The organism is Pseudomonas sp. (assembly GCF_032058845.1).
In the GTDB taxonomy this organism is placed as follows: Bacteria; Pseudomonadota; Gammaproteobacteria; order Pseudomonadales; family Pseudomonadaceae; genus Aquipseudomonas.
Map to the genome: position 1 here is coordinate 19,515 of NZ_DAMCCR010000028.1, position 24,210 is coordinate 43,724.

At 59.3% G+C, this 24,210-nt stretch carries 20 protein-coding genes; 13 read left to right on the forward strand and 7 right to left on the reverse strand.

The annotated features are described in order from the left end of the window. Positions 1-290: 290 nt before the first annotated feature. The 3 genes from RT028_RS07920 to RT028_RS07930 are packed head-to-tail and all read right to left on the reverse strand — an operon-like array spanning position 291 to position 3,222. Positions 291-1,238 carry a lysylphosphatidylglycerol synthase domain-containing protein gene (locus RT028_RS07920; RefSeq protein WP_312934152.1) on the reverse strand — a complete coding sequence of 316 codons (948 nt, stop codon included), beginning with the start codon at positions 1,236-1,238 and terminating at the stop codon, positions 291-293. Beyond that, entirely contained in the window at positions 1,238-2,440 is a 1,203-nt protein-coding gene (gene clsB / locus RT028_RS07925) for a cardiolipin synthase ClsB (RefSeq protein WP_312934153.1), read from the reverse strand. Before clsB ends, RT028_RS07920 begins: the two co-directional genes overlap by 1 nt. Beyond that, positions 2,437-3,222 carry an endonuclease/exonuclease/phosphatase family protein gene (locus RT028_RS07930; protein ID WP_312934154.1) on the reverse strand — a complete coding sequence of 262 codons (786 nt, stop codon included), beginning with the start codon at positions 3,220-3,222 and terminating at the stop codon, positions 2,437-2,439. Before RT028_RS07930 ends, clsB begins: the two co-directional genes overlap by 4 nt. A 267-nt stretch (positions 3,223-3,489) precedes the next feature. On the opposite strand from RT028_RS07930, the gene RT028_RS07935 reads away from it, so the two are divergent. Then, complete coding sequence (locus tag RT028_RS07935; protein ID WP_312934155.1) at positions 3,490-4,041, forward strand: ATP-dependent Clp protease proteolytic subunit; 552 nt, start codon at positions 3,490-3,492, stop codon at positions 4,039-4,041. Between the two features lie 35 nt (positions 4,042-4,076). Here RT028_RS07935 and RT028_RS07940 read toward each other — a convergent pair whose 3' ends face one another. Then, positions 4,077-8,204 (reverse strand): CheR family methyltransferase, encoded by a 4,128-nt coding sequence (locus RT028_RS07940; RefSeq protein WP_312934156.1) that lies wholly within the window; start codon positions 8,202-8,204, stop codon positions 4,077-4,079. Positions 8,205-8,484: 280 nt separating this feature from the next. On the opposite strand from RT028_RS07940, the gene RT028_RS07945 reads away from it, so the two are divergent. The 5 genes from RT028_RS07945 to RT028_RS07965 all read left to right on the forward strand — a co-directional run bounded on the left by RT028_RS07945 (position 8,485) and on the right by RT028_RS07965 (position 12,985). Continuing rightward, the gene (locus tag RT028_RS07945; protein ID WP_312934157.1) at positions 8,485-8,694 is read left to right on the forward strand and encodes a general stress protein; all 210 of its coding nucleotides are present in this window, start codon (positions 8,485-8,487) and stop codon (positions 8,692-8,694) included. Positions 8,695-8,794: 100 nt separating this feature from the next. Continuing rightward, positions 8,795-9,967 (forward strand): zinc-dependent alcohol dehydrogenase, encoded by a 1,173-nt coding sequence (locus RT028_RS07950; RefSeq protein ID WP_312934158.1) that lies wholly within the window; start codon positions 8,795-8,797, stop codon positions 9,965-9,967. 138 nt (positions 9,968-10,105) lie between these two features. Further along, positions 10,106-10,429: a DUF6555 family protein gene (locus RT028_RS07955; protein ID WP_312934159.1), complete on the forward strand. Its 324-nt coding sequence runs from the start codon at positions 10,106-10,108 to the stop codon at positions 10,427-10,429. Positions 10,430-10,843: 414 nt separating this feature from the next. Then, positions 10,844-12,142 (forward strand): MFS transporter, encoded by a 1,299-nt coding sequence (locus tag RT028_RS07960; RefSeq protein ID WP_312934160.1) that lies wholly within the window; start codon positions 10,844-10,846, stop codon positions 12,140-12,142. A gap of 63 nt (positions 12,143-12,205) precedes the next feature. Beyond that, positions 12,206-12,985: a substrate-binding domain-containing protein gene (locus RT028_RS07965; RefSeq protein WP_312934161.1), complete on the forward strand. Its 780-nt coding sequence runs from the start codon at positions 12,206-12,208 to the stop codon at positions 12,983-12,985. On the opposite strand, the gene RT028_RS07970 is transcribed toward RT028_RS07965, so the two are convergent. Continuing rightward, on the reverse strand, positions 12,971-13,879 hold the full coding sequence (locus RT028_RS07970) for a LysR family transcriptional regulator (protein ID WP_312934162.1): 909 nt from the start codon (positions 13,877-13,879) through the stop codon (positions 12,971-12,973). The two genes, RT028_RS07965 and RT028_RS07970, sit on opposite strands and share 15 nt — an antisense overlap. A 257-nt stretch (positions 13,880-14,136) precedes the next feature. On the opposite strand from RT028_RS07970, the gene RT028_RS07975 reads away from it, so the two are divergent. The 4 genes from RT028_RS07975 (at position 14,137) to RT028_RS07990 (ending at position 19,031) form a co-directional block, all read left to right on the forward strand. Further along, complete coding sequence (locus RT028_RS07975) at positions 14,137-14,544, forward strand: DUF2251 domain-containing protein (protein ID WP_312934163.1); 408 nt, start codon at positions 14,137-14,139, stop codon at positions 14,542-14,544. 228 nt (positions 14,545-14,772) lie between these two features. Then, complete coding sequence (locus RT028_RS07980) at positions 14,773-14,994, forward strand: hypothetical protein (protein WP_312934164.1); 222 nt, start codon at positions 14,773-14,775, stop codon at positions 14,992-14,994. A 1,470-nt stretch (positions 14,995-16,464) separates the two neighbouring features. After that, positions 16,465-17,772: a site-specific integrase gene (locus RT028_RS07985; RefSeq protein WP_312934165.1), complete on the forward strand. Its 1,308-nt coding sequence runs from the start codon at positions 16,465-16,467 to the stop codon at positions 17,770-17,772. 851 nt (positions 17,773-18,623) lie between these two features. Next, a complete protein-coding gene (locus RT028_RS07990; protein ID WP_312934166.1) occupies positions 18,624-19,031 on the forward strand; it encodes a hypothetical protein in 408 nt (135 codons plus the stop codon). Positions 19,032-19,544: 513 nt separating this feature from the next. Here the strand turns inward: RT028_RS07990 and RT028_RS07995 are convergent. Both RT028_RS07995 and RT028_RS08000 read right to left on the reverse strand, forming a co-directional pair. After that, positions 19,545-20,351: a hypothetical protein gene (locus RT028_RS07995; RefSeq protein WP_312934167.1), complete on the reverse strand. Its 807-nt coding sequence runs from the start codon at positions 20,349-20,351 to the stop codon at positions 19,545-19,547. A gap of 126 nt (positions 20,352-20,477) precedes the next feature. After that, positions 20,478-20,969 (reverse strand): hypothetical protein, encoded by a 492-nt coding sequence (locus RT028_RS08000; protein ID WP_312934168.1) that lies wholly within the window; start codon positions 20,967-20,969, stop codon positions 20,478-20,480. Between the two features lie 443 nt (positions 20,970-21,412). Here RT028_RS08000 and RT028_RS08005 point away from each other — a divergent pair, with 443 nt between their 5' ends. From RT028_RS08005 to RT028_RS08015, 3 genes are read left to right on the forward strand one after another with little or no spacing between them, the layout of a single operon-like run. Further along, positions 21,413-23,419, forward strand: a complete 2,007-nt coding sequence (locus RT028_RS08005; protein ID WP_312934169.1) for an ABC-three component system protein — start codon at positions 21,413-21,415, stop codon at positions 23,417-23,419. Between the two features lie 2 nt (positions 23,420-23,421). After that, positions 23,422-24,009, forward strand: coding sequence for an ABC-three component system middle component 1 (locus RT028_RS08010; RefSeq protein WP_312934170.1), 588 nt, complete (start codon positions 23,422-23,424; stop codon positions 24,007-24,009). Beyond that, positions 24,006-24,161 (forward strand): ATP-binding protein, encoded by a 156-nt coding sequence (locus tag RT028_RS08015; protein WP_312934171.1) that lies wholly within the window; start codon positions 24,006-24,008, stop codon positions 24,159-24,161. Before RT028_RS08010 ends, RT028_RS08015 begins: the two co-directional genes overlap by 4 nt. The last annotated feature ends 49 nt before the right edge of the window (positions 24,162-24,210 follow it).

Below are 24,210 nucleotides of genomic sequence, written 5' to 3' on the forward strand. Positions count from 1 at the left end.
CGGCGCACGCGGCCTAATACAGGCGCCGCGTACCGCCAGCAAAAACGCTACTGCAGCCGTTGGGGCTGCTTCGCAGCCCATCGCGACTGAAGTCGCTCCCACACCGATCGGTTGTGCCTGCATAACAAGCGCTCCCAGGCCACCGCGTCCTCTATTGGAGCGGCAGATCCGGCGCTCCGATTGGTCGCGAGGGCCGGCGTAGCCCGCCTGGTTCAGGCGCCCCGTGCCACCTGAAAAAACGCGACTGCAGCCGTTGGGACTGTTTCACAGCCCACCCCGACCCAAGGCGCTCAGGGCCCAGCCTGCTTGCGCAGGGCCTTCGCACGCTTTTCCAGTACCAGATAGGTGATCACAGCGACCACCAGCGGGATCAGGTAGTACAACGTGCGATAACCGAGCAGCGCTGCGACCAGGCTGCCCTGGTTGACCTGGCCTTGCAGCAGTGCCAGGAACACCGTTTCCAGCACCCCCAGCCCGGCGGGGATGTGCGCAACCACACCCGCGACGCAGCTGATCATCAGTACGCCGAACACCGACGGGTAGAACACTTCACCCGGCATCAACCACCAGATCAACGCGGCCATCAGCGCCCAGTTGCTGCCACCCACGAGCACCTGACACAGCGCCAGCCGCAGCGAGGGCAGGGTGATCTCGTGTCCACGCACCGACCATTCGCGGCGCTTGGACAACCCGCACGCCAGCAGATAACCCACAGCCACTGCCAGCATCGCCAGGCCGATCAGCTGCAGGCCGGTTTCACCCACCGCCCAGGTGTCAGGCAGTTTCACCAGACGCAGGGCGAACACGGTGCCGGCCACCAGCATGTAACCCATCCAGTTGGTCAGCAGGCCCAGGGTGAGGATGCGGGTGATGGTCGCGTTGTCCAGGCCCAGGCGGCCGTACAACCGATAGCGCAGGGCCACGCCGCCCACCCAGGTGGTGAAGTTGAGGTTGAACGCATAGCAGACGAACGCCACCGGCAGCACTTGCCACGCAGGCAAGTTGTGCCCGGTGTAGGCGCGGGCCAGCAGGTCGTAGCTGGCGAACACGGCATAGCTGCACGCCGCGATCCCCAGGCCGATGATCAAGGTACTGGGCTTGTAGGCCTTGAGCGACTCCACCACCTCGTTCCAGTCCAGGTTACGCGCCAGGGAATACAGCAGGGCAGGGATCAGAATGATGAACAACAGGGTCAGCACGCGCTTGCCCCAGGTCATCCAGGTTTGCTTGGCGGGCATCAGGCAGGCCCTTCATGCAGGTCAGTGGGGGCGGCAGCGTCCGGTTGCAGAGGCTTCAGGCGCTGGCGGTGGGCCGGCAACCAGCCGGCGACACGGGGGAAGGATCGCGTCATGTGGAAACCCATGAAGATCAGCGGCGCGCGCCACCAGTAACCGCGGATCATGCGTTCCAGGGTCACGGTCTTGCAGTGCTGGCCCGCCAGTTCCATGAGGTGGTCGTGCAACTGCTGGTTGAAGGCGCGGTCCCGAATCAGCAGGTTGGCTTCCAAGTTCAGCGACAGGCTCAACGGGTCGAGGTTGCTCGAGCCGACGGTCGACCACTCTTCATCGATCAGCGCGACCTTGCCGTGCAGCGGCCGCTGGCAGTACTCGAAGATGCGCACGTTGTCGCGCAGCAGATAGTTGTAGAGCAGCCGTGACAGCGCCCGCACCCAACGCATGTCTGGCTGCCCCTGGAGGATCAGAGTGACCTCGACGCCACGCCGGGCCGCATTGCGCAATTCGCGCAGCAGTCGGTAGCCGGGGAAGAAATAGGCATTGGCAATGACGATACGCTGGCGGGCCATGCGAATGCCCTCCAGGTAATAGGCTTCGATGTCGGTGGTATGCCGGCCATTGTCGCGCTCGGCCAGCATGGCCGTCATGGTACCGGTCGGTTCCAGCTGCGGGTGCACCTCACTGGGCGGCTGCATCACCTGGCTCATCAGGCGCTTGCTCGAGGCATGCAACTGAGTCACCACCGGGCCTGTGACTTCCACCGCATAATCCTGCTTGGCCATAGGCCCGAAATCGCCCAGGTGGTCGGCGCTGTAGTTGATGCCGCCGATGAACGCGCGCACCCCGTCGATCACCACGATCTTGCGGTGCAGCCGGCGGAACAGGTTGGTGCGCATGCCGGCCAGGCGCGGCTGCGGGTCGAACGCATGAAAGCCCACGCCGGCCTGGGTCATCGACGCCAAGAAGGCGTCGCTCAGCGAGGCGGTGCCGTAGCCGTCCACTGCCACTTCCACGCGCACACCGCGCTGGGCGGCCTCGATGAGGACCTGGCGCAGCTGCTGACCGACCTTGTCGTCATAGATGATGAAGGTTTCCAGCATCACCTCTTCACGTGCCTGGGCGATGGCCTCGAACACACGCGGATAGTATTGCTCGCCATTGATCAGCAACTCGACCTGGTTGCCCTCTGCCCACGGGCGCTTCACAGGTTCACCTGCGTGGCCAGTGGCGCATGGTCGGAGAGGTGCGACCACGGATACTTGGACAACACCTGCGCGCCGCTGGGCATGGCGTTGCGCAGGTAGATACGGTCCAGGCGCAGCAACGGCAGGCGGGCCGGGAAGGTGCGCGCCGGGGTGCCGAAGCGCTCACCGAACGCCTCGACCAGGCGCTCGGACAGCACCGCGTCTGCCTTGAGGCGCCAGTCGTTGAAGTCCCCGGCGATGATCACCGGTGCCTTGGCCGGCAGGCTGTCGAGCAGTTCCAGAAGCAACTCGACCTGACGCTGGCGATGCGCTTCACGCAGGCCCAGGTGAACACACACTGCATGCACCTCGTCATGCCCGGGCACGTCCAGGCGGCAGTGCAGCAGGCCGCGTTGTTCGTTGCCCTGCACCGACACGTCAAGGTTGTCGTACGACACGATGGGAAACTTCGACAGCAACGCGTTGCCATGGTCGCCATCGGGATAGACCGCATTGCGCCCGTAGGCGAACTGCGGCCACATACTGTCAGCCAGGAACTCGTACTGTGGCGCCTCGGGCCACGTGGGGTGGCGCTCGGCATGCTCGCGATGGCTGCCGTGGACCTCCTGGAGAAACACCAGATCGGCATCGGTGGCCCGCGCAGCGTCACGCAATTCGGGGAGGATGAAGCGCCGATTCAAGGGGGTGAAGCCCTTGTGCACGTTGAGGGTCAGCACATTCAGGCGGTTCACCGCGCTGGCCGTGGCGAGGGCCGGCTTGGGTTGCACGGAGCTGACGGTCATGGCGCGGCTCCTGGACTGCGCAGGGGCAGGGCAGGTCGGGCTGCAGGGCAGCCGCTGAGTTCGAGGCAGGGTTCGCGCACGCGGGAAGTCTCCGAAAGTCGTTAGGGAATCGACCTGCGGCAGGTGCACGAGGTTCAGCGATGCACGGAAACAGTCGACGCCCCGGCGGGCCAAGCGCCGGGTGGAACTTTGTCGCACCTCGGCCATTCCACCGATAACCCGTGCGACGACCGCCCGCTTCAGCCACCCCGCCTTGACGGAGGCCCCATGACCCGACACATCATCCACTACACCGGCCCGATCAACTCATCCACCTGCGGCAACCTGATCAATACCTGTGCAAAGGCCATGCACCAGGGCGCCACGATCATTCAGGTGAACGTGGCCACCATGGGCGGAGAGTGCAGCTACGGCTTTACCCTGTACAACTTCCTGCGCTCGCTGCCTGTACCCGTGCACACCCATAACCTGGGGACCGTCGAGTCCATGGGCAACATCCTGTTCCTGGCCGGCGAGCGGCGCACCGCGTGCACCTACAGCAAGTTTCTATTTCACCCGTTCCACTGGACCTTGCACGGCGCGGTCGACCACGCACGCATGGCCGAGTACGCCATGAGCCTGGACTACGACCTTCGGCTGTATGCCGAGATTGTCGCCGAACGCACGGCCGGCGCTGCCGAACCGCTGGACATACAGCGCTACCTGATGGCCCAGCCCAGGATTCTCGACCCACACGAAGCCCTGGCCAGCGGCCTGCTGACCGCCCTCGACGATGTGCCCATCGACGCCGGGGCCGTGCAGTGGAGCGTGCATGCCTGACCCCGTAGTCGCGGGCACGGTACGGGGCAGGATGCTCAGTACGGTCGCGCGCCGCTCAACGCCTCGATGGTTTCGATCAGCTCGTCATAACCGACCGGCTTGTTGAGGTGTCGGTCAAAGCCCGACTGCCGTGACTTGTGCTGGTCGGCACTGGCACCATACCCGGTCAGCGCGATGGCTGGGGTGTGACGCAGGTGCGGGAGGTTGCGCAGGGCCTTGATCAAGGCATGGCCATCCATGCCGGGCATGCCGATGTCGGACAGGATGATGTCATAGCGCCCTGTGCCCGCCGCCGCCAGGGCCTGGCGCGGGTCACTGAACGCCGTCACCTTGGCGCTTTCCATTTCCAGCAACTGCTGCATCACATCGAGCACGTCGATCGAGTCGTCCACGAGCAATACGTGCAGGCCACTGAGCCGGCCATCCTGTTGCTCCTCGGCCAGCGCGGCAACGGGCTGGGTGCGGCCGTCGCAGCTCGGCAAGCGCACGGTAAAGGTGCTGCCCTGACCCAAACCGGCGGAGCTGGCGACCACGCTACCGCCATGGGCCTCGACCAGTTGACGTACCAGCGACAGGCCAATGCCCAGGCCCTCACGCCCAGGATGGGCGTTGTGTGGCTCGGCCTGGCTGAACAGCTCGAAGATGTTCTCCAGGCTCGCCTCATTCAGGCCAATACCCTGGTCAACCACTTGAAGCTGCGCCCAGTGGTCCTCACAGGTGAGCAGCAAGTGGATCTCGCCATGGGCCGGGCTGAACTTCATGGCATTGTTCAGCAGGTTCCAGATGATCTGCTCAAGCCGGGTGTTGTCGCCGTCGATGTACACCGGCGTGTCCTGTTCAGGCAGCTCCAGGGTCACGGTGTACGGGTAATGCTCGCTCAGCACCACGCTGTGGATGCCCAGCAGCGTTGCGCACAGATCGACCGGTTGGGTCTTGAGCTTGAGCTTGCCGGTGCGGATACGCGCGACGTCGAGCAGGTCGTCGATGATGCGCGCCTGGCTGGTGACCGCTTCGCAGATGACCCCCACCGCCTTGCTCGCGGTCGCAGAGCTCAGCAGCGCAGGCTGGCGCCGCAGGATTTCGGCATTGAGCTGGATCAGGTTGAGCGGGTGCTTGAGCTCGTGGGACATGACGGCGAAGAATTCATCTTTCAGATGGCTTGAGCTCTGCGATTCCGCCAGGCGCTTGGTCTGTTCGTCGTGCAGGCGCTTGTGGCCGGTCAGGTCACGGGCGATCTTCACATAGCCCAGGGGGCTACCGGCCAGCTGGGTGACCTCGCCGCTGCAATAGAAACGGCTGCCGTCCTTGCGCACATGCCAGCGTTCGTCCTGGCAACGGCCGTCACGCCGCGCGTCGCGCAGGTCGCGTTCGGGCACGCCGCTGCGGCGATCATCCTGGGTGAAGATGAAGTCGTAGTGGCTACCGATCACGTCATTCCTGGCGTAGCCGAAAATCAGCGCAGCGCCGGTGTTCCAGTCCGTGATCAGGCCTTGTTCATCAAGCAGGATGATGGCGAACTCATGGGTGCTCTCGGCCACCAGGCGCATGCGTTCCTCACCCAGACGCAGGCTCTCTTCGGCCGCGCGGCTCTGGCTGATGTCGATGAAGGTCAGCACCGTGCCGTCGATGTGCTGCTCACTGGAGCGGTACGGCAACAGGCGCGCCAGGTACCAGCGCTGATTGTGCCCGACCACTTCGCGCTCGATGGTGGTTTCGCGCTCGGCCACGGCGCGGGCGTCATCGGCCAGTTCCGGGTAGTCGAGGCGGTGGGTGATGTCGAGCAGGGAGCGTCCGGTGTCGACCGGCAGCATGCTGAAGATGTCAGTGGCACGTGGGGTGAACCAACGAATGTGCAGGTTGTGGTCGACGAACACCGTGGCGATGTCGGTCGAGGCAATCAGGTTGCTCAGGTAATCGTTGACCTTGTCGGTTTCCTCGACCTTGGTCTTGAGCTCGTAGTTGACGGTGAGCAGCTCTTCGTTGATCGACTGCAGCTCCTCCTTGCTGGTTTCCAGCTCTTCGCTGGCCGAACGCAGCTCCTCGTTGATGGCCTGCATTTCCTGGTTGGAGTTGGTCAGTTCCTCGCTGGAAATCTCCGATTGCTCGATGGTCTCCTGCAACTGCAGGCGAGTACGCTGCAACTCGCCTTCCAGGCTGGCCAGGATCATGTCGTCGGTCTGCTGGATGCCTGTGGCCACGGGCACCGGGCGGTCCGGCTCGCGTTCGGCGAAGACGATCAGCAGGCACTCGCTGCCGCTCGGGTCATCGGCATGCGGCTGCACCAGGATGTCGACCTGGCTGCTGTCAAGCGTGACCGAGCGCGAGGTCACCGCCTGGCCGGTGTGCTGGGCGTGCAGCAGGGTACTGCGCAGGGTGGGGCGCAGGGGCGCCAGCACCAGGTTGAGCAGGTTGCGGCTGAGCTCGCCGCCCATGTGCTGCAGGAAGCGGCCGACGCCATCGCTCATGTGCAGGATGTTGCCGTCCACATCGACGATCAGGCTCGGCGGCATACGCCGGGCCAGGGCGCGGTGATGGATCTCGGCATAAGACAGCTTGCGCCCGGCCGGCGTCTTGACCTTGGCCGGCTCCGCCGCACTCATGTTGTCGTTGGGGGCCTGCAGCTGGGAGGCACGACGCCCGCCGCCGTTGACCTTGCGCGCACGGAAGATGCGATTGCGCTTGTCGATGGGGGTGAACAGCTCGGCGGCCACATCGGCCGACTCCGAGCTGCCCAGGAACAGGTAGCCGCCTGGGCGCAGCGCATAGTGGAACATGCGCAGGATGTCGCGCTGCACGTCACGGTCGAGGTAGATCAGCAAGTTGCGGCAGGCCACCAGGTCGAGCTGCGAGAACGGCGGGTCGGAAAGCAGATTGTGGCGCGCGAACAAGACCTTCTCACGCACTTCCTTGCGCACCCGCAAGTGCTGATCTTCCTTGACGAAGAACTGGCGAATGCGCGCCGTTGACACGTCAGTCGCGATCGACTCGGAGTACAAGCCGGCCCGACCCTGGGCGATGGCGCGCTCATCGAGGTCGGTGGCGAATACCTGCACCTTGGCGGTACGTTGCTCCATGGCCAGCTGCTCGATCATCATCATCGCCACGCTGTAGGCTTCTTCACCTGAGGAGCAGCCCGCCGACCAGATGCGCATCTCGCGGTGTTCGAGGGCATCGTCGCGGTCGCTGACCAGCGCCGGCAACACATGCCGCTCGAGGGCTTCGAAGGCTTCGCGGTCGCGGAAGAAGTTGGTCACGCCGATCAGCATGTCGGCCAGCAATGCCTGCGACTCTTCGCTGTGCGCTTCAAGGTAGGCCAGATAGCCACGCAGGTCGGTCTGCCCGGTGAGGTGCAAGCGGCGCTCGAGCCGGCGCAGCACCGTCGCCCGCTTGTAGTGATGGAAATCGTGGCCGGTGTTGTTGTGCAACTGGCTGAGGATTTCATCGAGCAGCGGGTGGGCGCGCTCCGGGTCGGTCTGCTCGGTGCCCAGGGCCGGCGGGCGTTGATCATCGTCGATTCTTGGCAAGTTCACCTGCCGCGCAGTGCGCCACAGCTCCATGAGTTTTTGGGGGATCTGCGCTACCGGCAGGACCACGTCGACCAGGCCGGTTGCCAGCGCAGCGCGCGGCATGCCATCAAATTCGGCATCGTCAGGGCTCTGGACCAGGCTCACGCCGCCTTGTTCCTTAATTCTCGAGAGGCCGACGGCGCCGTCCGAGCCTATGCCCGACAACACCACGCAAAAAGCATGCTCCTGGTGCACATCGGCCAGGTCGCGGAAGAACAGATCGATCGCCGACTGCGGCCCGCTGCGACGATCGGCGGGGCGCACCCGCAGATAGCCATCGTTGGTCGAGAGGCGATTGGCCGGCGAGATCACGTAGACATGGTTGGCGTGGATGGGCACCGCTTCGGTGACTTGCCGCACGGGCATCGTGGTGCAGCGCTGGATGATGTGATCGGCCTGGCTCTGGTGATCGGGCGACAGGTGCAGGACCACCACGAAGGCCATGCCACTGTCGTCCGCCATGTGCTTGAAGAACGTACTCAGGGCCTCCAGACCGCCGGCCGAAGCGCCGATACCCACGACCGGAAAGTCCAGGTGGCTGGCGCTCAGGTGTTTGTTCTTCGGACCCGCAATGGTGGATTTGGAGGAGGAGGTCATCGACGGCGCCTTGCGCAAGCCAGTACGGCCCTGGAAATACATCACCAGGAAATGGGGCTGCGATTATAGGCCTGCTGCGGGCCGGCGACGATAGGCTGCAGGAATCAATCACAGGCGGGTCGGTGCCGGACAGGCGCGTACAGATCTGCACGCGGAGCTGCCGTTTGTCAGCCGGGCAGGGCACGCGCGGAGTCATCCTCCGTACGCAACGCTCACAACCACTGCGGGGCCCGCCTGGTTGCCCCGGTCGTCTACCTTCGAGCAAGCATGGAGAATCCTCATGGCGCGCGATCCTCAACAGCCCGGCCAGCGCGGCGGCAGCAAGGAAACCAACGCTGGCAACTTCGCCAACGACCCGGACCGCGCCGCCCGCGCGGGGCACAAGGGCGGCAAGGCTTCAGGTGGCAATTTTGCCAATGATCCCGAGCGGGCCTCGCGCGCCGGGCGCAAGGGCGGCCTGAACAGCCACAGCGGCAGTGACGCGCCGTAGCCGCCCACGCAATGTCCAAGCCTTTGCTAGGCTGGGTAGAGACCCCACGTGGATCTGTTTCCAGTGGGGTCTTTTCTTTTTCGCCTGAAGGAGAACCACGATGCTTGCATTGACGTATCAAGGCGCAGGTGAAGTGAAGCTGATGTCAGTGCCGGACCCGGTTCTGGTGCACGATGACGACGTTCTGGTGCGGGTGACCCTCACCGGTATCTGCGGCTCCGACCTGCACCTCTACCACGACAAGATTCCCAGCGTCGAAAAGGGTGACATCCTCGGCCACGAGTTCATGGGCACGGTGGTCAAGGTGGGCAGCGCCGTGACGGCAGTGGCCGAAGGCGACCGGGTGGTGGTGCCTTTCATCATTGCCTGCGGCGAGTGCTACTTCTGCCAGCAACAGCTGTACGCCGCCTGCGAAACGACCAATCCCAACGCATCGGTCATCTCGGGCGAACACCCGACCCATAGCGGCGCGGCACTGTTTGGCTATGGGCATCTGTATGGCGGCGTGGCCGGCGGGCAGGCCGAATATGTGCGCGTCCCCAAAGGCAACATCAATGCCTTCAAGGTGCCCGACGGCATCAGCGACGAGGCGGCGCTGCTGCTCTCCGATACCCTGCCCACGGCCTGGCAGGCCGTGAAAAATGCGCAAGTCGGCCCAGGCTCCTCGCTGGCGATCTTCGGTGCAGGGCCGGTGGGCCTGCTGGCGGCCGAGTGCGCTCGCCTGCTGGGTGCCGAGGATATCTACCTGGTCGACGAGTACAGCTACCGGCTCAACTTCGCAGTGGAAGCCTACGGTGTGAAACCGGTCAATTTCTACCATGACCACGACCCGGGCCAGACCATTCTCAAGCAGACCCGCGACATGCGTGGCGTCGATGCGGTAATCGATGCCGTCGGCTTCGAGGCCAGCGGCACCACCCTGGAAGCGGTCATGAACATCTTCGGTTTTGAGGGCAGCAGCGGCAAGGCGTTGCGCCAGTGCATCGAGACGGTACGGCGCGGCGGCATCATCAGCGTGGCCGGCATGTATTCGGGGTTGATGCACAGCCTGCAACTGGGCGCGGCCTTCGACAAAGGCCTGTCGTTCCACATGGGTAAAACCCATGTCCACAAGTACCTGCCGGAGTTGTGTGAGCACCTGCTGGCCGGTGACCTGCACCCGGAGCGGCTGATCACTCATCGGTTACCGCTCAAGGATGCAGTCATGGGCTATGAGATGTATGACGAAAAACGTCCAGGCTGCTGCAAGGTGATCCTCAAGCTCGATGCTTGAGGCTACGCAGAGCGAAGGCCGCCCACCGTCGCGACCCTGCTGGGGAGCCCCTGGTGAGTCCGCGCGATAATTTTTTGAATTTCCTCGGTGGGCGCCGATCAACCCTATGTCATCCATGGAGAAGAGGAGGGCCCTTCGATGCCAGCTCCACAGCTTTACATCATCGATTACCGCCTGCACGACCAACAACGCAGCTTCATCATCCGCCTGGAACGCATGGACAACGCCGAGGCGTGGCACTGGGCGAGCTGTGACGCCGGGATCGGCATCATCCCCAAGTTCGGGCGCGAAAAGATCCGCAAGGTCAGCCGGCCCATGGCTGAGCGTTATGGGATCACCGACGTGCACTGGCGTCTGTCAGGTGCGCGTGACACGCCACCGGCGGGGCCAGGGCGCACCGAGCAGAAGCGTGCCGAGGGTGAAGATGTGTCCAGCGCGGGGGAGTCGGTCGTACTGGCGTGACGGCGCGCGCCGTCACCGCAGTTTGCCGGTTCACTTCTTTCTCCCATCAGGCGCTGCCTGATTCACTTCTCCAAGCGATGCACCGTCACGCCGTGCGGTGAGGCTTCATCTTCTCCACGAAGCCGAGCGTTCCCTTCAATAATCAGTGCCTCTCTTTCCTGATGCCAGTTTTTAGCGGGCTGAACGGAGGAGGGGAACTGTCCGGTGTGACCTGCGCATCACCAAACCTTCAGGGGTGTCTTGACGAGCCTGCCGATCGGCCTGAATTGGCCAGGGCGCGCAGTAGGGTGCCGGGCTATTGATAACACATATGCATCAATCAATGAGAACTTAGCACTAATCGTTTCAATATGTGTCAGTCATACTCGGGTCTAAAGCGTACAAGCATCTTAAAAATATCGCTGGAGACTCACCATGCAGGCCTCATCCCCCACCTCGGGTAGCGCACGATCGCGTGCCGCAGCCGTGTTTCGCGTTACTTCAGGAAACTTTCTCGAACAATTCGACTTCTTCCTGTTCGGCTTCTACGCCACGCAGATCGCCAAGGCGTTCTTTCCAGCCTCCAGTGAGTTCGCCTCACTGATGATGACCTTTGCCGTCTTCGGGGCAGGCTTCCTGATGCGCCCGCTGGGCGCAATCGTGCTGGGTGCCTACATCGATGATGTGGGCCGTCGCAAAGGCTTGATCGTCACGCTGTCGATCATGGCCAGCGGTACGTTGCTGATTGTGCTGGTGCCCGGTTACGCCAGTATCGGGCTCTGGGCGCCGGCCCTGGTGCTGCTGGGGCGGTTGCTGCAAGGATTCTCCGCAGGTGCGGAGCTGGGTGGGGTGTCGGTGTATCTGTCAGAAATGGCAACGCCAGGGCGCAAAGGCTTCTATACCAGTTGGCAGTCGGGCAGCCAGCAAGTCGCAATCATCGTCGCGGCAGCCTTGGGTTATGGCCTGAATCAATCGCTGGCCCCTGAGCAGATCAGCGACTGGGGCTGGCGTGTGCCGTTTGCCGTCGGCTGCATGATCATCCCGTTCATCTTCCTGCTGCGGCGCAACCTGCAGGAAACCGAGGCCTTCGCCAATCGTACCCATCGCCCGACCATGAAGCAGGTGCTCGGCACCCTGGCCAGCAACTGGGGCGTGGTGGTAGGCGGCATGCTGATGGTGGCGATGACCACCAGCGCGTTCTATCTGATCACCGTTTACGCGCCCACGTTCGGCAAGACCGTGCTCAACCTGAGTACCACCGATGCACTGCTGGTCACGCTGCTGGTGGGGGTGTCGAACTTCTTCTGGCTGCCCATCGGCGGCATGCTCAGCGACCGCTTCGGGCGTAAACCGATGCTGATGGCCATGACGGTACTGACCCTGTTTACCGCGTATCCTGCGCTGTCGTACCTGGCCCATGCCGCCAGTTTTGCGCACATGCTTGAAGTGCTGCTGTGGTTCTCGTTCCTCTATGCGCTCTACAACGGGGCGATGATTCCAGCGCTCACCGAAATCATGCCGGCGGAGGTCCGGGTGGCGGGCTTCTCACTCGCCTATAGCCTGGCCACGGCGTTGTTCGGTGGCTTCACCCCGGCGATGTCGACCTGGCTGATCCACCTGACCGGCGACAAGGCGGCACCGGCCTATTGGGTGACCTTCGCAGCTGGCTGCGCGCTGTGCGCCACGCTGGTGCTGTACCGTCAGTCGACGTTGAGACCCAAGCTCGCCGTCTGAAGCATTGGCCGCACGCGATTCCGGGGTTACGTGCGGTGCCTCTCATTGCCTAAGGAGTCATCCATGACCCTACAGATAAAGATGCCACTCACGGCGCTGTTGCTCAGTGGTATCGCGCTGAGTAGCGCGGCTCAGGCTGAAACGCTCAACGTCATGACCTCCGGCGGGTTCGCGGCCGCCTACGAGCAGCTAGGTCCGCAATTCGCCGCCAGATCTGGCGATACGCTCAACACCATTTCCGGTCCATCCATGGGCAAGTCACCGCAGGCGATTCCCAACCGTCTGGCCAACGGCGAGCATGCCGATGTCGTGATCATGGTCGGCTATGCGCTCGATGAATTGATCAAGCAGGGCAAGGTCGATCCGGCCTCGCGGGTCGAACTGGCCGATTCACGCATCGGTATGTCCGTGAAGGCGGGCGCAGCCAAGCCGTCGATCGCGACCCAGGAGGCACTCAAAGCGGTGCTGTTGAAAGCCAGGTCGGTGGCGTACTCAGACAGTGCCAGCGGCGTCTATGTGGAAAAGGAGTTGTTCAAAAAGCTCGGCATTCAGACGCAACTGGCCCCCAAGAGCACGATGATCGAGCGCACACCCGTGGCATCGGTGGTCGCCAGCGGGGACTATGAGCTGGGCTTCCAGCAAGTCGCTGAACTGCTGCCGATCAAAGGCGCCACGTTTGTTGGCAAGATCCCGGAAGACGTGCAGTCAGTCACCCGTTTTGCCGCAGGCATTCCGGTAAACGCCGACCATCCGAAAGAAGCCAAGGCCATGCTGGACTACCTGTCTTCGCCCGAAGTCCAGCAAACCGTTCAAGCCACTGGCCTGGACTCAGTCTCCCGCTGACTCGGCGCCCATCGCCCGGACCCGCATTTCCAGCTCCAGCGCCGCAGGGGTGAGGGTTCGACCCCGGCGCCTGATCAACCCGACATCGCGGAAGACCTCAGGCGCCACCAGCGGCACGTTCATCAGCGACGGATGATCACCAATCGGCATGGCGATCGATGGCACGGCCGCCACCCCCAGACCCGCTTCCACCAGGCCCAGCATGGTGGTGACATGCCGGGTCATGCACACGCTTGGGCGGGCAGGGCGCAATGTCGACAGCGCCTGGTCCAGCAGCAGGCGATTGCCCGAGGTGTTGTCCAGGCCGATGTAATCGTGGGTGAACATCTCCTGCCAGGTCACCACTTCGCAGCTCGCCAGCGGGTGGTCCTTGCGACAGGCCAGCACGTAGCGCTCGCGCAGCAGCCGTTCAAAGTCCAGCTCCGGCGCCAGGTTGCCACTGAAACTGAGCCCGAAATCCGCCTCCCCACTGGCCACTGCGGCGCTGACGTCATTGGCGCTGGCATCGTGAACCTTGACGTTGATATGCGGATACGCCCGGTGAAAGGCGCTGATCACCTTGGGCATGAAGTAGTAGGCAGTGGAGGGCACGCAGGCGATGGTGACCTTGCCGGTCATCACCGAACCAGTGTCGCCCAGGCTCATCAACGCGGTATCGACCTCATCGAGAATGCGCTCGGCACGCGGCAGAAAAGCCCGGCCGACGCTGGTGAGGTCAACCCGGCGGGTGGTGCGCACCAAGAGCCTCACATTCAGCGCCGTCTCCAGCTTATCGATGCGCCGGCTGAGGGCCGGCTGGGTGATGGAGATCGACTCCGCGGCCTTGCGAAAGCTGCCGTGCTGCACGACAGCCCGAAATGCCAGCAGGTCGTTGAGATCGAAGTTCAGGGACATGGACAGGGCCGTGAAAGAAGAGGGCGGATGAGTGCGCTGTGCCCAGGGGTCAGGGTGACTAAGGACGGCAGACTTTACGAATGAATTATGAATAAAATCATGTATATCAATGGCTTAACTCGACTAAATAGTCATTTAGTCGAGTTGGCTGACGAGCTGGGTCAAGCAGCAGGATAGGGCATGTGATGAACTGACGGCCAAACCAGGGCTCGTATCTTCCAACATCATGCAATGGTTGTTCAACAGAGGATGTCATCATGCCAATCTACTTGTCCGCCGAAGCGCAATTGCTCCCCGGCACTGAACTTGTCATCGAGGCCCCAGCAGCACAGGGCCCTCATGCAGTGGTGTTCGAAGACGACGGCGAAACCGGTTACTTCTATGCGCTCAATACCGCCAGCGGCGAACAGAACCCCATTCAAGATGCCTTGCACATCTACGATGTGGCACAGATTTCCGACCGCGACAAAGCCTCGCAGATCAAGGTGGGCTGGGCTCAGGATCATCTCAAGGCGGTGCTGCTGATCAATGATTACCCACACGCCGTCTTCGACTTCGAGGCCAAGCGCGGCTACTGCCGCAGCGGATTCCCGCAAGAAAGCGGCAATGAATGGTCCCTGGATGGCCATGAATGGGCGGATGAGGCACTGCAGCTGTTTGCGTGAGTTTGGCGGGTGATCGGCGCTGGTTCTCGAACGTTTAAAAGGACTTCGGGGTGTTAGCGTCCTGGGGCTGCGGCATTGTGGGTAGCTGCGTCGGTAGCTGCAGCGTAGCTATCCGTCACAGCGGCCGTGGCCAGTAACGCTTCAGTCCGCAGCGCTGTAGAACGTCACAAGTAACATGACATATACGGTGTCTGGCACACCCAGGTCGACGAAGGATCGTTCAGCGCAATGGCGCTGCTGGTGCTGGGTCCCGCTGGTACAGCAACTTGGGTATTGCTACTCGACAGCCAGAGTACGCCGGAGAAAATCGTGCAGAAGTCCTCTTGGTCGCACGAGGCCGAGCACGATCGTTTTGAACAGACGATCACTGGGATCACGACTGAGAAAGACAAGCTCGGTCCGGTCGTCACGCACACGCCTGAAACCGTGCGCGCGTTTATAAGACGGTGAAGTTTGGTGATGACGTCATTGGCGTTATTTGCAGGCGTTTGAACATGAGGTTTCGAATCGCCTGCCATGGGTTGGGACGAATAATACGTGGTAGCGCATAATGTGTATTATGTTAAATGCAGTCACTCAGATCCTCTACCGAGCCCCCATGTCGACATTGATCATCAAGCAATTTCAAAATGACTGTAACCGTTGCGAATCACGGACACTCCTACCCCTTAAACCCCCGCAACCCCCAGCCCATAAGGCCTCCAGCCTCTCGGGGTTGCTTCCGAACGCCAGCAAACCTCAGAAATGCGGACACTTCTACCTCTGAGCGCCTTCCGCAACCCCTTGAATTCATTGGGTCTCGTCAAAAAACGCTCGTTTGAACCGTTGCTCCGGTTTTCTGCGCTATCAGGACACTCGAGTTATCTGCGGGATTTCCAGAACCACCCCTGTAAGCGAGTAAATCCAACGCCTCCAGGGTTTTTTGCACCTAATGCGGACACCTTCCTGCGCACACGGCGAACCCCATAATCAGGACACTTTCCGTATTTTCAACGCTCAACGAGCCACAGTTCTCATCTGAAATACACGCACCCTGTGGCCCCTAAAGCCCAGCACCACCAAGCAAGCAAACGCTCCAAGCCACGCGCTCCGGGCCTCACAGGAGTCCCTCGATGTCGATCCTGGAATTTAGCTCCCTGGAAACCTCCTAGTAGCAAATCTGTCGCACAGCTCATCCACGAACGACGCTCCGGGCCGTTTTCCTGCGAACGCGACGATAATGCGGACACTTTCCAAAGCCCGCCCTGAGCAACCACTAGGCGGAATCCCCATTTCTGCTGTCTTAGGTGTTATGTGCAGTCAATGCGGACATTTTCCGAAATCGACCTGCACGACAATAATGCGGACACTTTCGAATGAATAAGCTTTAAATGTGGACACTTTCGGGAGACAAATGGACATTGGGTGAGGAAGCGTATTTATGCTTATATTGCCACTTCACGCCAGTGACTAAAGAGCCTTAAAGAGGCTTCCTCATCCTACAAACAATATAAAGGGAATTCGCATAGCTCCTTAGGCCCCGCCCCTCAAGGTGGCGACTGAAGCGAAAACAACAATATTCTTATAAACCGAAATTTATCTGGGCGACAAGGAATTACCAATGCCTGACGCTGCTAGATGCGAATTGATCATATATGACGCAGCCAGGCAGATCCACAACTCCGAATATTGCTTAATGCGTTTCTTGCCATATGTCAAGCAAGCATGATAGTCACTGACGGATGGAGTGGATGGGCGAAAAATTTGCCGAGGTTGCGGCCGGCCAAACTTGGCGCTACTATCCGGCAATTCCCATTAACTATGGTCAGTCGATTGAAGTGAGTAATTGAAGCGGGCGGTGCAGGAGGTAAAAACTTCCTAAAACAGCCAGATTAGGAAGTTTCAATTGCTGACGTCGACCGGCCTTATACGGTATGTAAGATGACCTGCAATCCCCGGCCCATATTTGAATCTCACAGTGATTTCGTTGATCAAGATTTCACTGTAGGCCGGCCATCGATCGCCAGCGTAGCGCGATTTTTGGAAGGCTTTGCTCCCGAACTCAAGGCCATTCCAGGGTTCCTGGCCATCAGGGGCTATCTGAGGTGTTATGCCGACAACGCGCTTACATACAGCACGTACCGTGGCCACGTTGAGCGGCTATTTCTCTGGGCGCTGATCGTCCGCCAGAAGCCTGTGCACGAGTTGAAACGGCTTGATGCCGAAGCGTATCTTGAGTTTTGCAAGCACCCGCCAGCCGCTTGGGTTGGGCCAGTCATTCGTAATCGGTTCATTTCAGAAGATGCTTTAAGTAGTGCTGATCAGCCACCGGGTCTAGAATTAGCGGCCAACCCCAAATGGAAGCCTTTCACACTGCGCGCCCCGAAACAAAATCGCAGCCTAAGTGAAAGTTTTGTGGACAATTCGTCGACCGACTATCACTCATCAACCGGTAGCATGAGCAATGTATTTAAGATTGCAAACGGCTTCTGTGAATATCTAGTGGAAGAAGAAATCACTAGTTCGAATCCGTTTCGCAAGGTTACTAAAAAGGGGCAGTACAGTTCATCTCAGCTAGAACCCAGCACTTCTCGGGCGTTAACCCCTTTGCAATGGGATTATGTGATTGATACTGCAGAATCCATGGCCGCTGCTGACCCAAGGAAACATGAGCGCACCCTATTCGTGCTCGTTACGATGTTTAGCATGTATTTGCGCATATCGGACATCGTAGGGCGTACAAACTGGCAGCCCACCATGGGGGACTTTCGTCTAGATGCTGATGGGAACTGGTGGTTCCATGTTGTGGGTAAGGGCAACAAGTCCGGAAAAATCGCAGTGCGTGATGAGTATGTAACGAAGTATCTCACAAGGTACCGTACTTTCATTGGACTGAGTCCATTGCCTACTTATCAGGAGAAAACTCCACTCCTGAAAACGCTGAGCGGTCGCCCAGGCCTCTCGGATCGACAGGTGCGCGCCCTCCTCCAAACCGTTTTTGATCAAGCGCTCGTCAGAATGCGTGAAGAAGGACGTGAGCCTTATGAAATGGACAGCCTGCGCGTAGCATCATCGCACTGGCTACGTCATACCTCGGCGACCTTTGATGCGCCGTTCAGAAACGCGAAGGATCTCCAGTACGACCTGAGGCATTCCAACCTGGCGACTACCCAGAACACTTACTACCACTCACATGATCAAGAGCGAGCGCGGTCGGTCAAGCACTTAGGAACGCGAGACAGAGGTTGATGCTGCGCTGCCCTGCTCTTGCGTCACCATCTTGATACTACTAATCACAGCGTCAACAGTAGTGCCCGGGCGTCTCCCTGCGTGAGCTTCAGCGTACCGTTAGCCGGGGCGGCGGAAAACGGCCTGAGCGTTGATACCTACCCTTGATGTCCGCCAAGCCCTGGCCCGCGATAGCATCGTGGGCAAAAGGGCCAATTCGAGATCACTTCTGATTGCGACCATGCTGGCAGAAGCTTTGCCATCAAGCGCTTTGAGTGTGTGAGACACCCAGCGCATCGATGCATCAAGATCGCCGTTACACAAGCTTTTAGCTGCCTCGAGCACTTCTAGGTAACGGTCGTGTTGACCAAGGGACAAAGTGCTCATGTGAAAGCGTGCTCCGCTTTGGCTATGCCTCACGCCGGACGTGTGCCTGCGTCGAGCTGTGATTATTGTCGATTGCTTGGCGAGCGTCTGCTGCCATTTGCGATGCTAGCGCGTAACGAGTCTGCATGAGTTCTTTGGGGGTACATTTGTACTCCATCGCTATTCCGGTCACCAAACCCTAACAGCCTCCACTCCTGACTAGGGCAAGGATGCAGGTGGGGCGCTTTGTTCGCGATCACGTATCGCGGTGAAACCAGACGCAGCAACTCCTGAGGGCTGGGCACGGCCTGCGGCACGGCTGTCGTGAACCAAGCCCCGACTGCGTCTGGGTCTCGGCCCTCCGGGCTTCCATCCTCGTGCTCGCGCGCTCCGCTTGCCTCATGACTTCACTTCGGAATGCCTGAGCAGACATCATGCGATGTGTTGCGGCGAGGCTTGCTCCATGTGCACCATGAAATGAAACAATAATAATAAAGGCCGCAACCATGAACTCCGTTTTCGCCTTCATCCCGCAGCAGATTGGTGCCTCAGACGCTCCGCAATCTAGTGAGAAACTGGACAGCCAAGTGGTATCGATTTTCCAGGCAATTGGCATATCCTATTCGATCCTGGACAGAATGATTGCCCACGACGCCGGCTGTGCGAATGCAGCTGCAGAGTTCTTCGTTACAACGCTTATGAAGGACGGTTGGTCATGGAACACATCGAACCGGTTAGTGACAGAGACCGACTGGCAGCACCGGATGTATCGAGCATGGAGCTTTTTGAACGCCGAGAACCGCGGGATCGCAGCGGCGCTCGACTATGAGGTGTACCAAAACTATTGGCTAAATCTGGAATTTTGCGCGGATGGGTTTGAAGGGAAGATGGAGCGTTGGATCGCCGGGGCTTGAATCGACCATTGGCGACGGTTGCGTTGCGCTAGTCTGCAGCATCCTGCCGTTCCGAGGGCCTAGTACTGGCATGCTTCGGGTCGGCAGTGTTCTGAACTGCACGACTCAGCGCCAACTGCTCTTGCATCCATTGGCCTGCCAATTTGAACTCCTGCATCATGTCCGTGAACTCTTTTTCAGTCAGAGCTCTGGGAATATCTGGCCTCAAGGCGCCCCCTCCAAGCAACGAACCGATTGGGAGCAGGATACTTGATTTTCAGACCGGCATCGCATCCGCTGTGGCACATCGCCTTGGTGCAGTCGGCGGGAAAACTAAGCTATAGCTTAGATTCTCTAGCCAATCGTGACAAAAACCGCAAAAATTAAAGTAAACCTTAGATTTTAGATCCCGACCTTAGGCTGTGGGCTGCCCAACAGAATGCGTACGAGGCCCCAGAGCTCAACATTCGCTCGGTCTCGAGGAGCCCTTCAAGACCGCAGCTGAAGCCCAAGGCCCAAACGACATGTACCCACCTACCCTGGCTTGCGAAGGATGCGCTTCGCCGCTGGCTCATTTCTGACGATGAGCAGCTCGGAGTCCAGGACTGTGCGCGAAATAAATGCGAGCGTGCGTAGCGTGGGCTGGCCATCGATTGCCCGCGCGACTTCATCTGGATTGACCGACTTGTGCCCGATGAGGCGCCGGCTTCTGCTTTTACGAAGCGCGTCGACGATCAATTGGCCAAGTTGGCGAATCCCGCCCTCATCCAGATCCCGGATGGCTCGTTGATCCCGGGAGGTACCGAGAAGATCACCCATCATGTGGGTTTTGACTTGCGATGGGTCATCCGAGCATCGGTAGGCCACAGGGCGGCTATTGAACACAACGTAGTGCTCATCGTCGTCAGGCAGCACACCGATATCATTGGGGCGGAACCCGAACGAGTTGTCGACGATCTGCTTCGACAGGTAATGCGTATTGAGCTCGGCGCTTAGATGGAACGCAGGTGCCACGTAGTAGACTTCACTGCCCAGGCTTTCGAGCTCAAGTAGCAAATCATGCTGCGCGGAATGCCGTAACGCATGCAGGTGCCAACGGTAGTAGGCGCCCCCCATCAGCGTGTATTCCTTGCAGTTTGTGCGCTCCAAGCGATGGCTCAGCTTGAACTGCAGGAACAGTGGCGATCCGAAAGGAATCTTGACGTCGTAGCCACCACCCGGCTTTCCCTCCTTCTGCAGTGAAGGAAACTCGGGAGCAGCCACCACATGAGCACCGGGCGCTGTAATCAGCTCGTTGGTGAAGGCGAAGCCGTAGGAGAATTCTGACATCTCGGGTTTCATTGTTGCGGCGTCCTTGCTGTTGGCCGTTCATGGCAAAGCATCGGGTTTTACTGTTCGCATACTGGAGGTCGGTGACTAAGGGGCAGGTGCTGACGCTGCAAGCTCCAGAATCGACCAGCCAGCTTTCTAAAGAGCAGCTCTGTGCTTAACACCTGTAGCGCCCTCCCCCAATGAACTCTGGCGTATGGCCAAGCACAGCATGTGCGACGGACGGGTCATCCCGACGTACATTAGCATCATGTCTTTCTTCGCTGTTTCCTGAGGCCTCTTGGTAGCTGCTTTTTTGCCCTCAAGACATGGCATGAGTTTCTGGATGAAGTGACTGCCCCTGAAGGTCTCCAAGATTATCGTCGCTGCGTGTGTCTTGCCCTTTTCCGAGTGAATGGATGACATCCGGATATCGACGCCGGCGGAGATATCCTGGAAACGGTAGGTGTTTACAAGGGATCCCCTAGTCTCTCCGGCTTCGGTGACAACCGGAGCAGGCTCATAGGCAAGGTATTGGCGGCCCAGAAGTTCAGCTGCAACACCCTCAGAATCATAGAGCGCGGCAGCCAGCACCATGAGCTTCGGTGCGATGACCTTGACCCAGTCCTGCTGCGCGATTTCGGATGGCACAAACAGCATCTGCTGGAGGCACTCGCGGTACCGAGTGAAGGCTTCGGGCTTGGTCGTGAATTTCTCATGTACAGCGGGTTGGTGCCGACCTCGCATCTGAACCAGGCTACGAGGGAAAGCCACCTCACCGCGGTTGATCAGGCACGAGGCCAGTACCTCAACGGCCGCATTGGCCGTGGCTCCTTTAAAGATTTCTTGGTTTGGGCCGCCAACGCGGGCCCAGCCGGGAAAGCTAGCTATGGGTTCTCGCCTCTCGCACGTCGAATTCCGCCTATAGAAACGGTTTCATGTCCGAACCCCTAGGCGTGCCAAGTATCACGTTGAAGCAGAATCCGCTATGGCATCGGTTTACGTAAACCCGGTTCCTTGGGCGAAGCCGTATCGCTATTATATGGCCAACTGCCAGTGGTGTCCGATGCACCGAGCGCTTGAAGGGATTCTCAATGATAAAAAGGTTCCGGCTTGAGCAAAAAGGCCGCTACGAAAAGCTGGTAATTGCTCGACGTCTATCCGATATGTTGGACAAGTACCTGGACGGGCGTCCTGCCCCGATGTTCATAGGTGCCGAACAGGGCGGAATCCCTCAGTGGGACGACGTAGTCGTTCAGCACACTGAGGAGCACTGGGAACACTTACAAATCAAGAGGCAGACCACTTGCTTCAGCGATAAACACGTCGACAAAGACGCCTTCCTGAAGTCCCGCAAGAAAAATGCAAAGGACGATAAGGCTGGTAAGGGCGCCAAGCCGTCTAATCCAGTTGTTGATGCCGAGGAGGCTGTCGATACCGAGGCAGCCAAGGAGCCTGCTGACGACGACTTCGATTCGGAGCTTGAAAAGGTAATGAAGAGCCTAGCGTCCTGGCAGGCGCCAGCGAGCGGCACAAAACCTTCGAAACGTACCTTCACGCTGCACCTCCCCGGCCTTGATGTAGCGATCAAAGGGCATAGCAAGGCACATATCACTACCATAAATCATCTGCGTGAGTTTTGGGACTCATGCAACAAAGACGGGCTCAGCGTCGGCGATTTATCCCAGCGTGATGACAATCCAACCCAGAGGGTTTACACCTGGCTTACGACCTGGTGCGGATTCAGGGACTGGTTGCACGTCGTTGAAAAAATGCAGATTCTCAGCATCGAATCTCTGGGGGATGAGACCGAGCTGGAAAGGGATGCGCTTGCTTCTCTTGACAGACATTTTCTAGATTCGCGCACGACTCTAAGCCTTCTTATCGACTACATCTCTGATAACACTACTGACACTAACGTGATCAGCTGCTACTCAGCTGCAAAGCAGCTACAGAAAATGCTTCGTCCCAGCTTCCAAACCTGGACTCAATACCTACTTGACCCTCTCGGTCATGATTGGACAGTCACGGGCACGCATGACCTCAACGGCCCTGTTATAGGTAGCTCTGTAAATCCTGCCAGCCAGGTAGTGGGTCATCATTGGAAGGAGGGTGCATTCAACAGGCAGTTTCGGGTGCACGCCAGCTACTGCTCTCCCTCCCCCGGGGTCAACGCCCTACCCTCCGCCATCCTTCGGTTGGCTCTGCACCTAAAAGCCGGCAGCCACGGTCTGCTGCTCGGCGAGCCTGTATGGCGTCAGGGCGTAGATCAAGAGCTAGGCAGCACACTCGGAATCGGGGAAACCGACCTCGATGACCTACCGTGGCTCCAAAATACTGAGTCACTCTCCTGCGGTCTAGGTCGGCCCATTACATCGCAACTAGACAATCGCCGAGAATCAGCGGCACTCCATGACGCGATGAACGAAGTGGTTTGGCAGCAGTTGCAGAACCGTGTCGATCAGAAAATGGCCAAGATCGTTGACCTGGATTTACTCGCTGCCATGGAAGCCATGTGGCGGGAATGGAATGTCGAGCTATCGGCAGACCAAACGGCCCGGCAATCCCTTTTCGAGCAACTGATGTATCCACAAACAGAGGGGTTGGATGCAAAGCATGCATTGCGCATCGGCCCTCGTACGCTGGAACTCCTTGAAATCGCAATCCTGATGCTGATGCTGACATGCGTGGGGCTTGGTGGCGCTGATGCGCACTGGCGCGCTATTCCACCAATAGGAGAAATTCTTAGCATCGCTTTGCGCCATTGGTCTGGCGGCGCTACAGACCGAGGCGGCCCGAGACTATTGAGTGAGGACAGTCTGCGGGTAGTGCTAGGTCAGTCGCCCGCTCCCGTGGTCATTTTGTCTGGAGTTGAGGCCTCTGCTACCTGTTTACGTGATTCAGGAATGGCTGACGATAGAGCAGCAGAAAATAGTATGGCAGCGGAGCGTCAGCCCCGCCTACTGATTACGCGTTTCCAGGTCTATAGCCAACTGCAAAGAGGCACGCTGACGTCGTTGCAAGACTATTTCAAAAAACAATGGAATGAATGGCGTATTGAGCGCGATGCGGCAATTAACGCTTGTGGGAAGGGGCAGTGATTATGATGACGCTTGAAGATTTAACGACGGCAATAAGCCAGCGCGCGCAGAACAGATACCAGGTGCAGGTTGTTGACGCATTCGAACTGCCGGCGGCCGACTATCCTTCAACCATTTTACGGCTCAAACGCCAACGGAGTACGAATGCCGGCTGGCGTACCGTTTTGTTGATTGAATTACCTTCAAGCTCTCTTCAAGCGGCCTACCAATGGTCTGCTGATGTCCGGGATGTTTTACCAGAGCCTGAGACATCTGATCTTTATATGTTCATGTTGATCGGAGACATCTCTGATAACGAGGCAGCTCGCATTGAGACCGATGATCGTTTCTGTCGCAAAGTCGTGCCGCGTCAGTCAGAGATTGCTCCGGATTTCCTTGATCGCACTTTCTTGGCCGCGCTAGATCCGCCTGGCAATGTAGAAACCTTGAGTGATCCTCTGGTTTCAGCATTCAAGGCAATGGTCAAATCCCACCCTTGGACAGGTCGGCACATGGTTGCTTGGAAGGCAGAACTGCTGTCTACAGCCAGCGGCGGTGATGTGGTGCAAATCATGAGCGATTCGGTGATCACCAGCGAGAACCCGCAATGAGCAAACTTGAATCCATCACCCTAACGAACCTGCGCAAATTTGGCCCTAATGTCACCATCGAATTGAGTCCTGGAGCGACCATTTTGCTCGCCCCCAATGGCACCGGAAAAACCACCGTTTTCGAAGCTATAGAACTCGGGCTCACTGTGTAGTGGTCTACTAACCCCGGACACCCATTTAGGCGAGAATGCTCGCCACAGA

Coding starts and splice junctions, on each gene's coding strand:
- RT028_RS07975 (WP_312934163.1), top strand. CDS start 14,137: ATGCCAATCTACTTGTCCGCCGAAGCGCAATTGCTCCCCGGCACTGAA.
- RT028_RS08010 (WP_312934170.1), top strand. CDS start 23,422: ATGATGACGCTTGAAGATTTAACGACGGCAATAAGCCAGCGCGCGCAG.
- RT028_RS07940 (WP_312934156.1), bottom strand. CDS start 8,204: ATGACCTCCTCCTCCAAATCCACCATTGCGGGTCCGAAGAACAAACAC.
- RT028_RS07985 (WP_312934165.1), top strand. CDS start 16,465: ATGACCTGCAATCCCCGGCCCATATTTGAATCTCACAGTGATTTCGTT.
- RT028_RS07955 (WP_312934159.1), top strand. CDS start 10,106: ATGCCAGCTCCACAGCTTTACATCATCGATTACCGCCTGCACGACCAA.
- RT028_RS07935 (WP_312934155.1), top strand. CDS start 3,490: ATGACCCGACACATCATCCACTACACCGGCCCGATCAACTCATCCACC.
- RT028_RS07990 (WP_312934166.1), top strand. CDS start 18,624: ATGAACTCCGTTTTCGCCTTCATCCCGCAGCAGATTGGTGCCTCAGAC.
- RT028_RS07965 (WP_312934161.1), top strand. CDS start 12,206: ATGACCCTACAGATAAAGATGCCACTCACGGCGCTGTTGCTCAGTGGT.
- RT028_RS07930 (WP_312934154.1), bottom strand. CDS start 3,222: ATGACCGTCAGCTCCGTGCAACCCAAGCCGGCCCTCGCCACGGCCAGC.
- RT028_RS07920 (WP_312934152.1), bottom strand. CDS start 1,238: ATGCCCGCCAAGCAAACCTGGATGACCTGGGGCAAGCGCGTGCTGACC.
- RT028_RS07980 (WP_312934164.1), top strand. CDS start 14,773: ATGGCGCTGCTGGTGCTGGGTCCCGCTGGTACAGCAACTTGGGTATTG.
- RT028_RS07995 (WP_312934167.1), bottom strand. CDS start 20,351: ATGAAACCCGAGATGTCAGAATTCTCCTACGGCTTCGCCTTCACCAAC.
- RT028_RS08015 (WP_312934171.1), top strand. CDS start 24,006: ATGAGCAAACTTGAATCCATCACCCTAACGAACCTGCGCAAATTTGGC.
- RT028_RS08005 (WP_312934169.1), top strand. CDS start 21,413: ATGATAAAAAGGTTCCGGCTTGAGCAAAAAGGCCGCTACGAAAAGCTG.
- RT028_RS07945 (WP_312934157.1), top strand. CDS start 8,485: ATGGCGCGCGATCCTCAACAGCCCGGCCAGCGCGGCGGCAGCAAGGAA.
- RT028_RS07960 (WP_312934160.1), top strand. CDS start 10,844: ATGCAGGCCTCATCCCCCACCTCGGGTAGCGCACGATCGCGTGCCGCA.
- RT028_RS07950 (WP_312934158.1), top strand. CDS start 8,795: ATGCTTGCATTGACGTATCAAGGCGCAGGTGAAGTGAAGCTGATGTCA.
- RT028_RS07970 (WP_312934162.1), bottom strand. CDS start 13,879: ATGTCCCTGAACTTCGATCTCAACGACCTGCTGGCATTTCGGGCTGTC.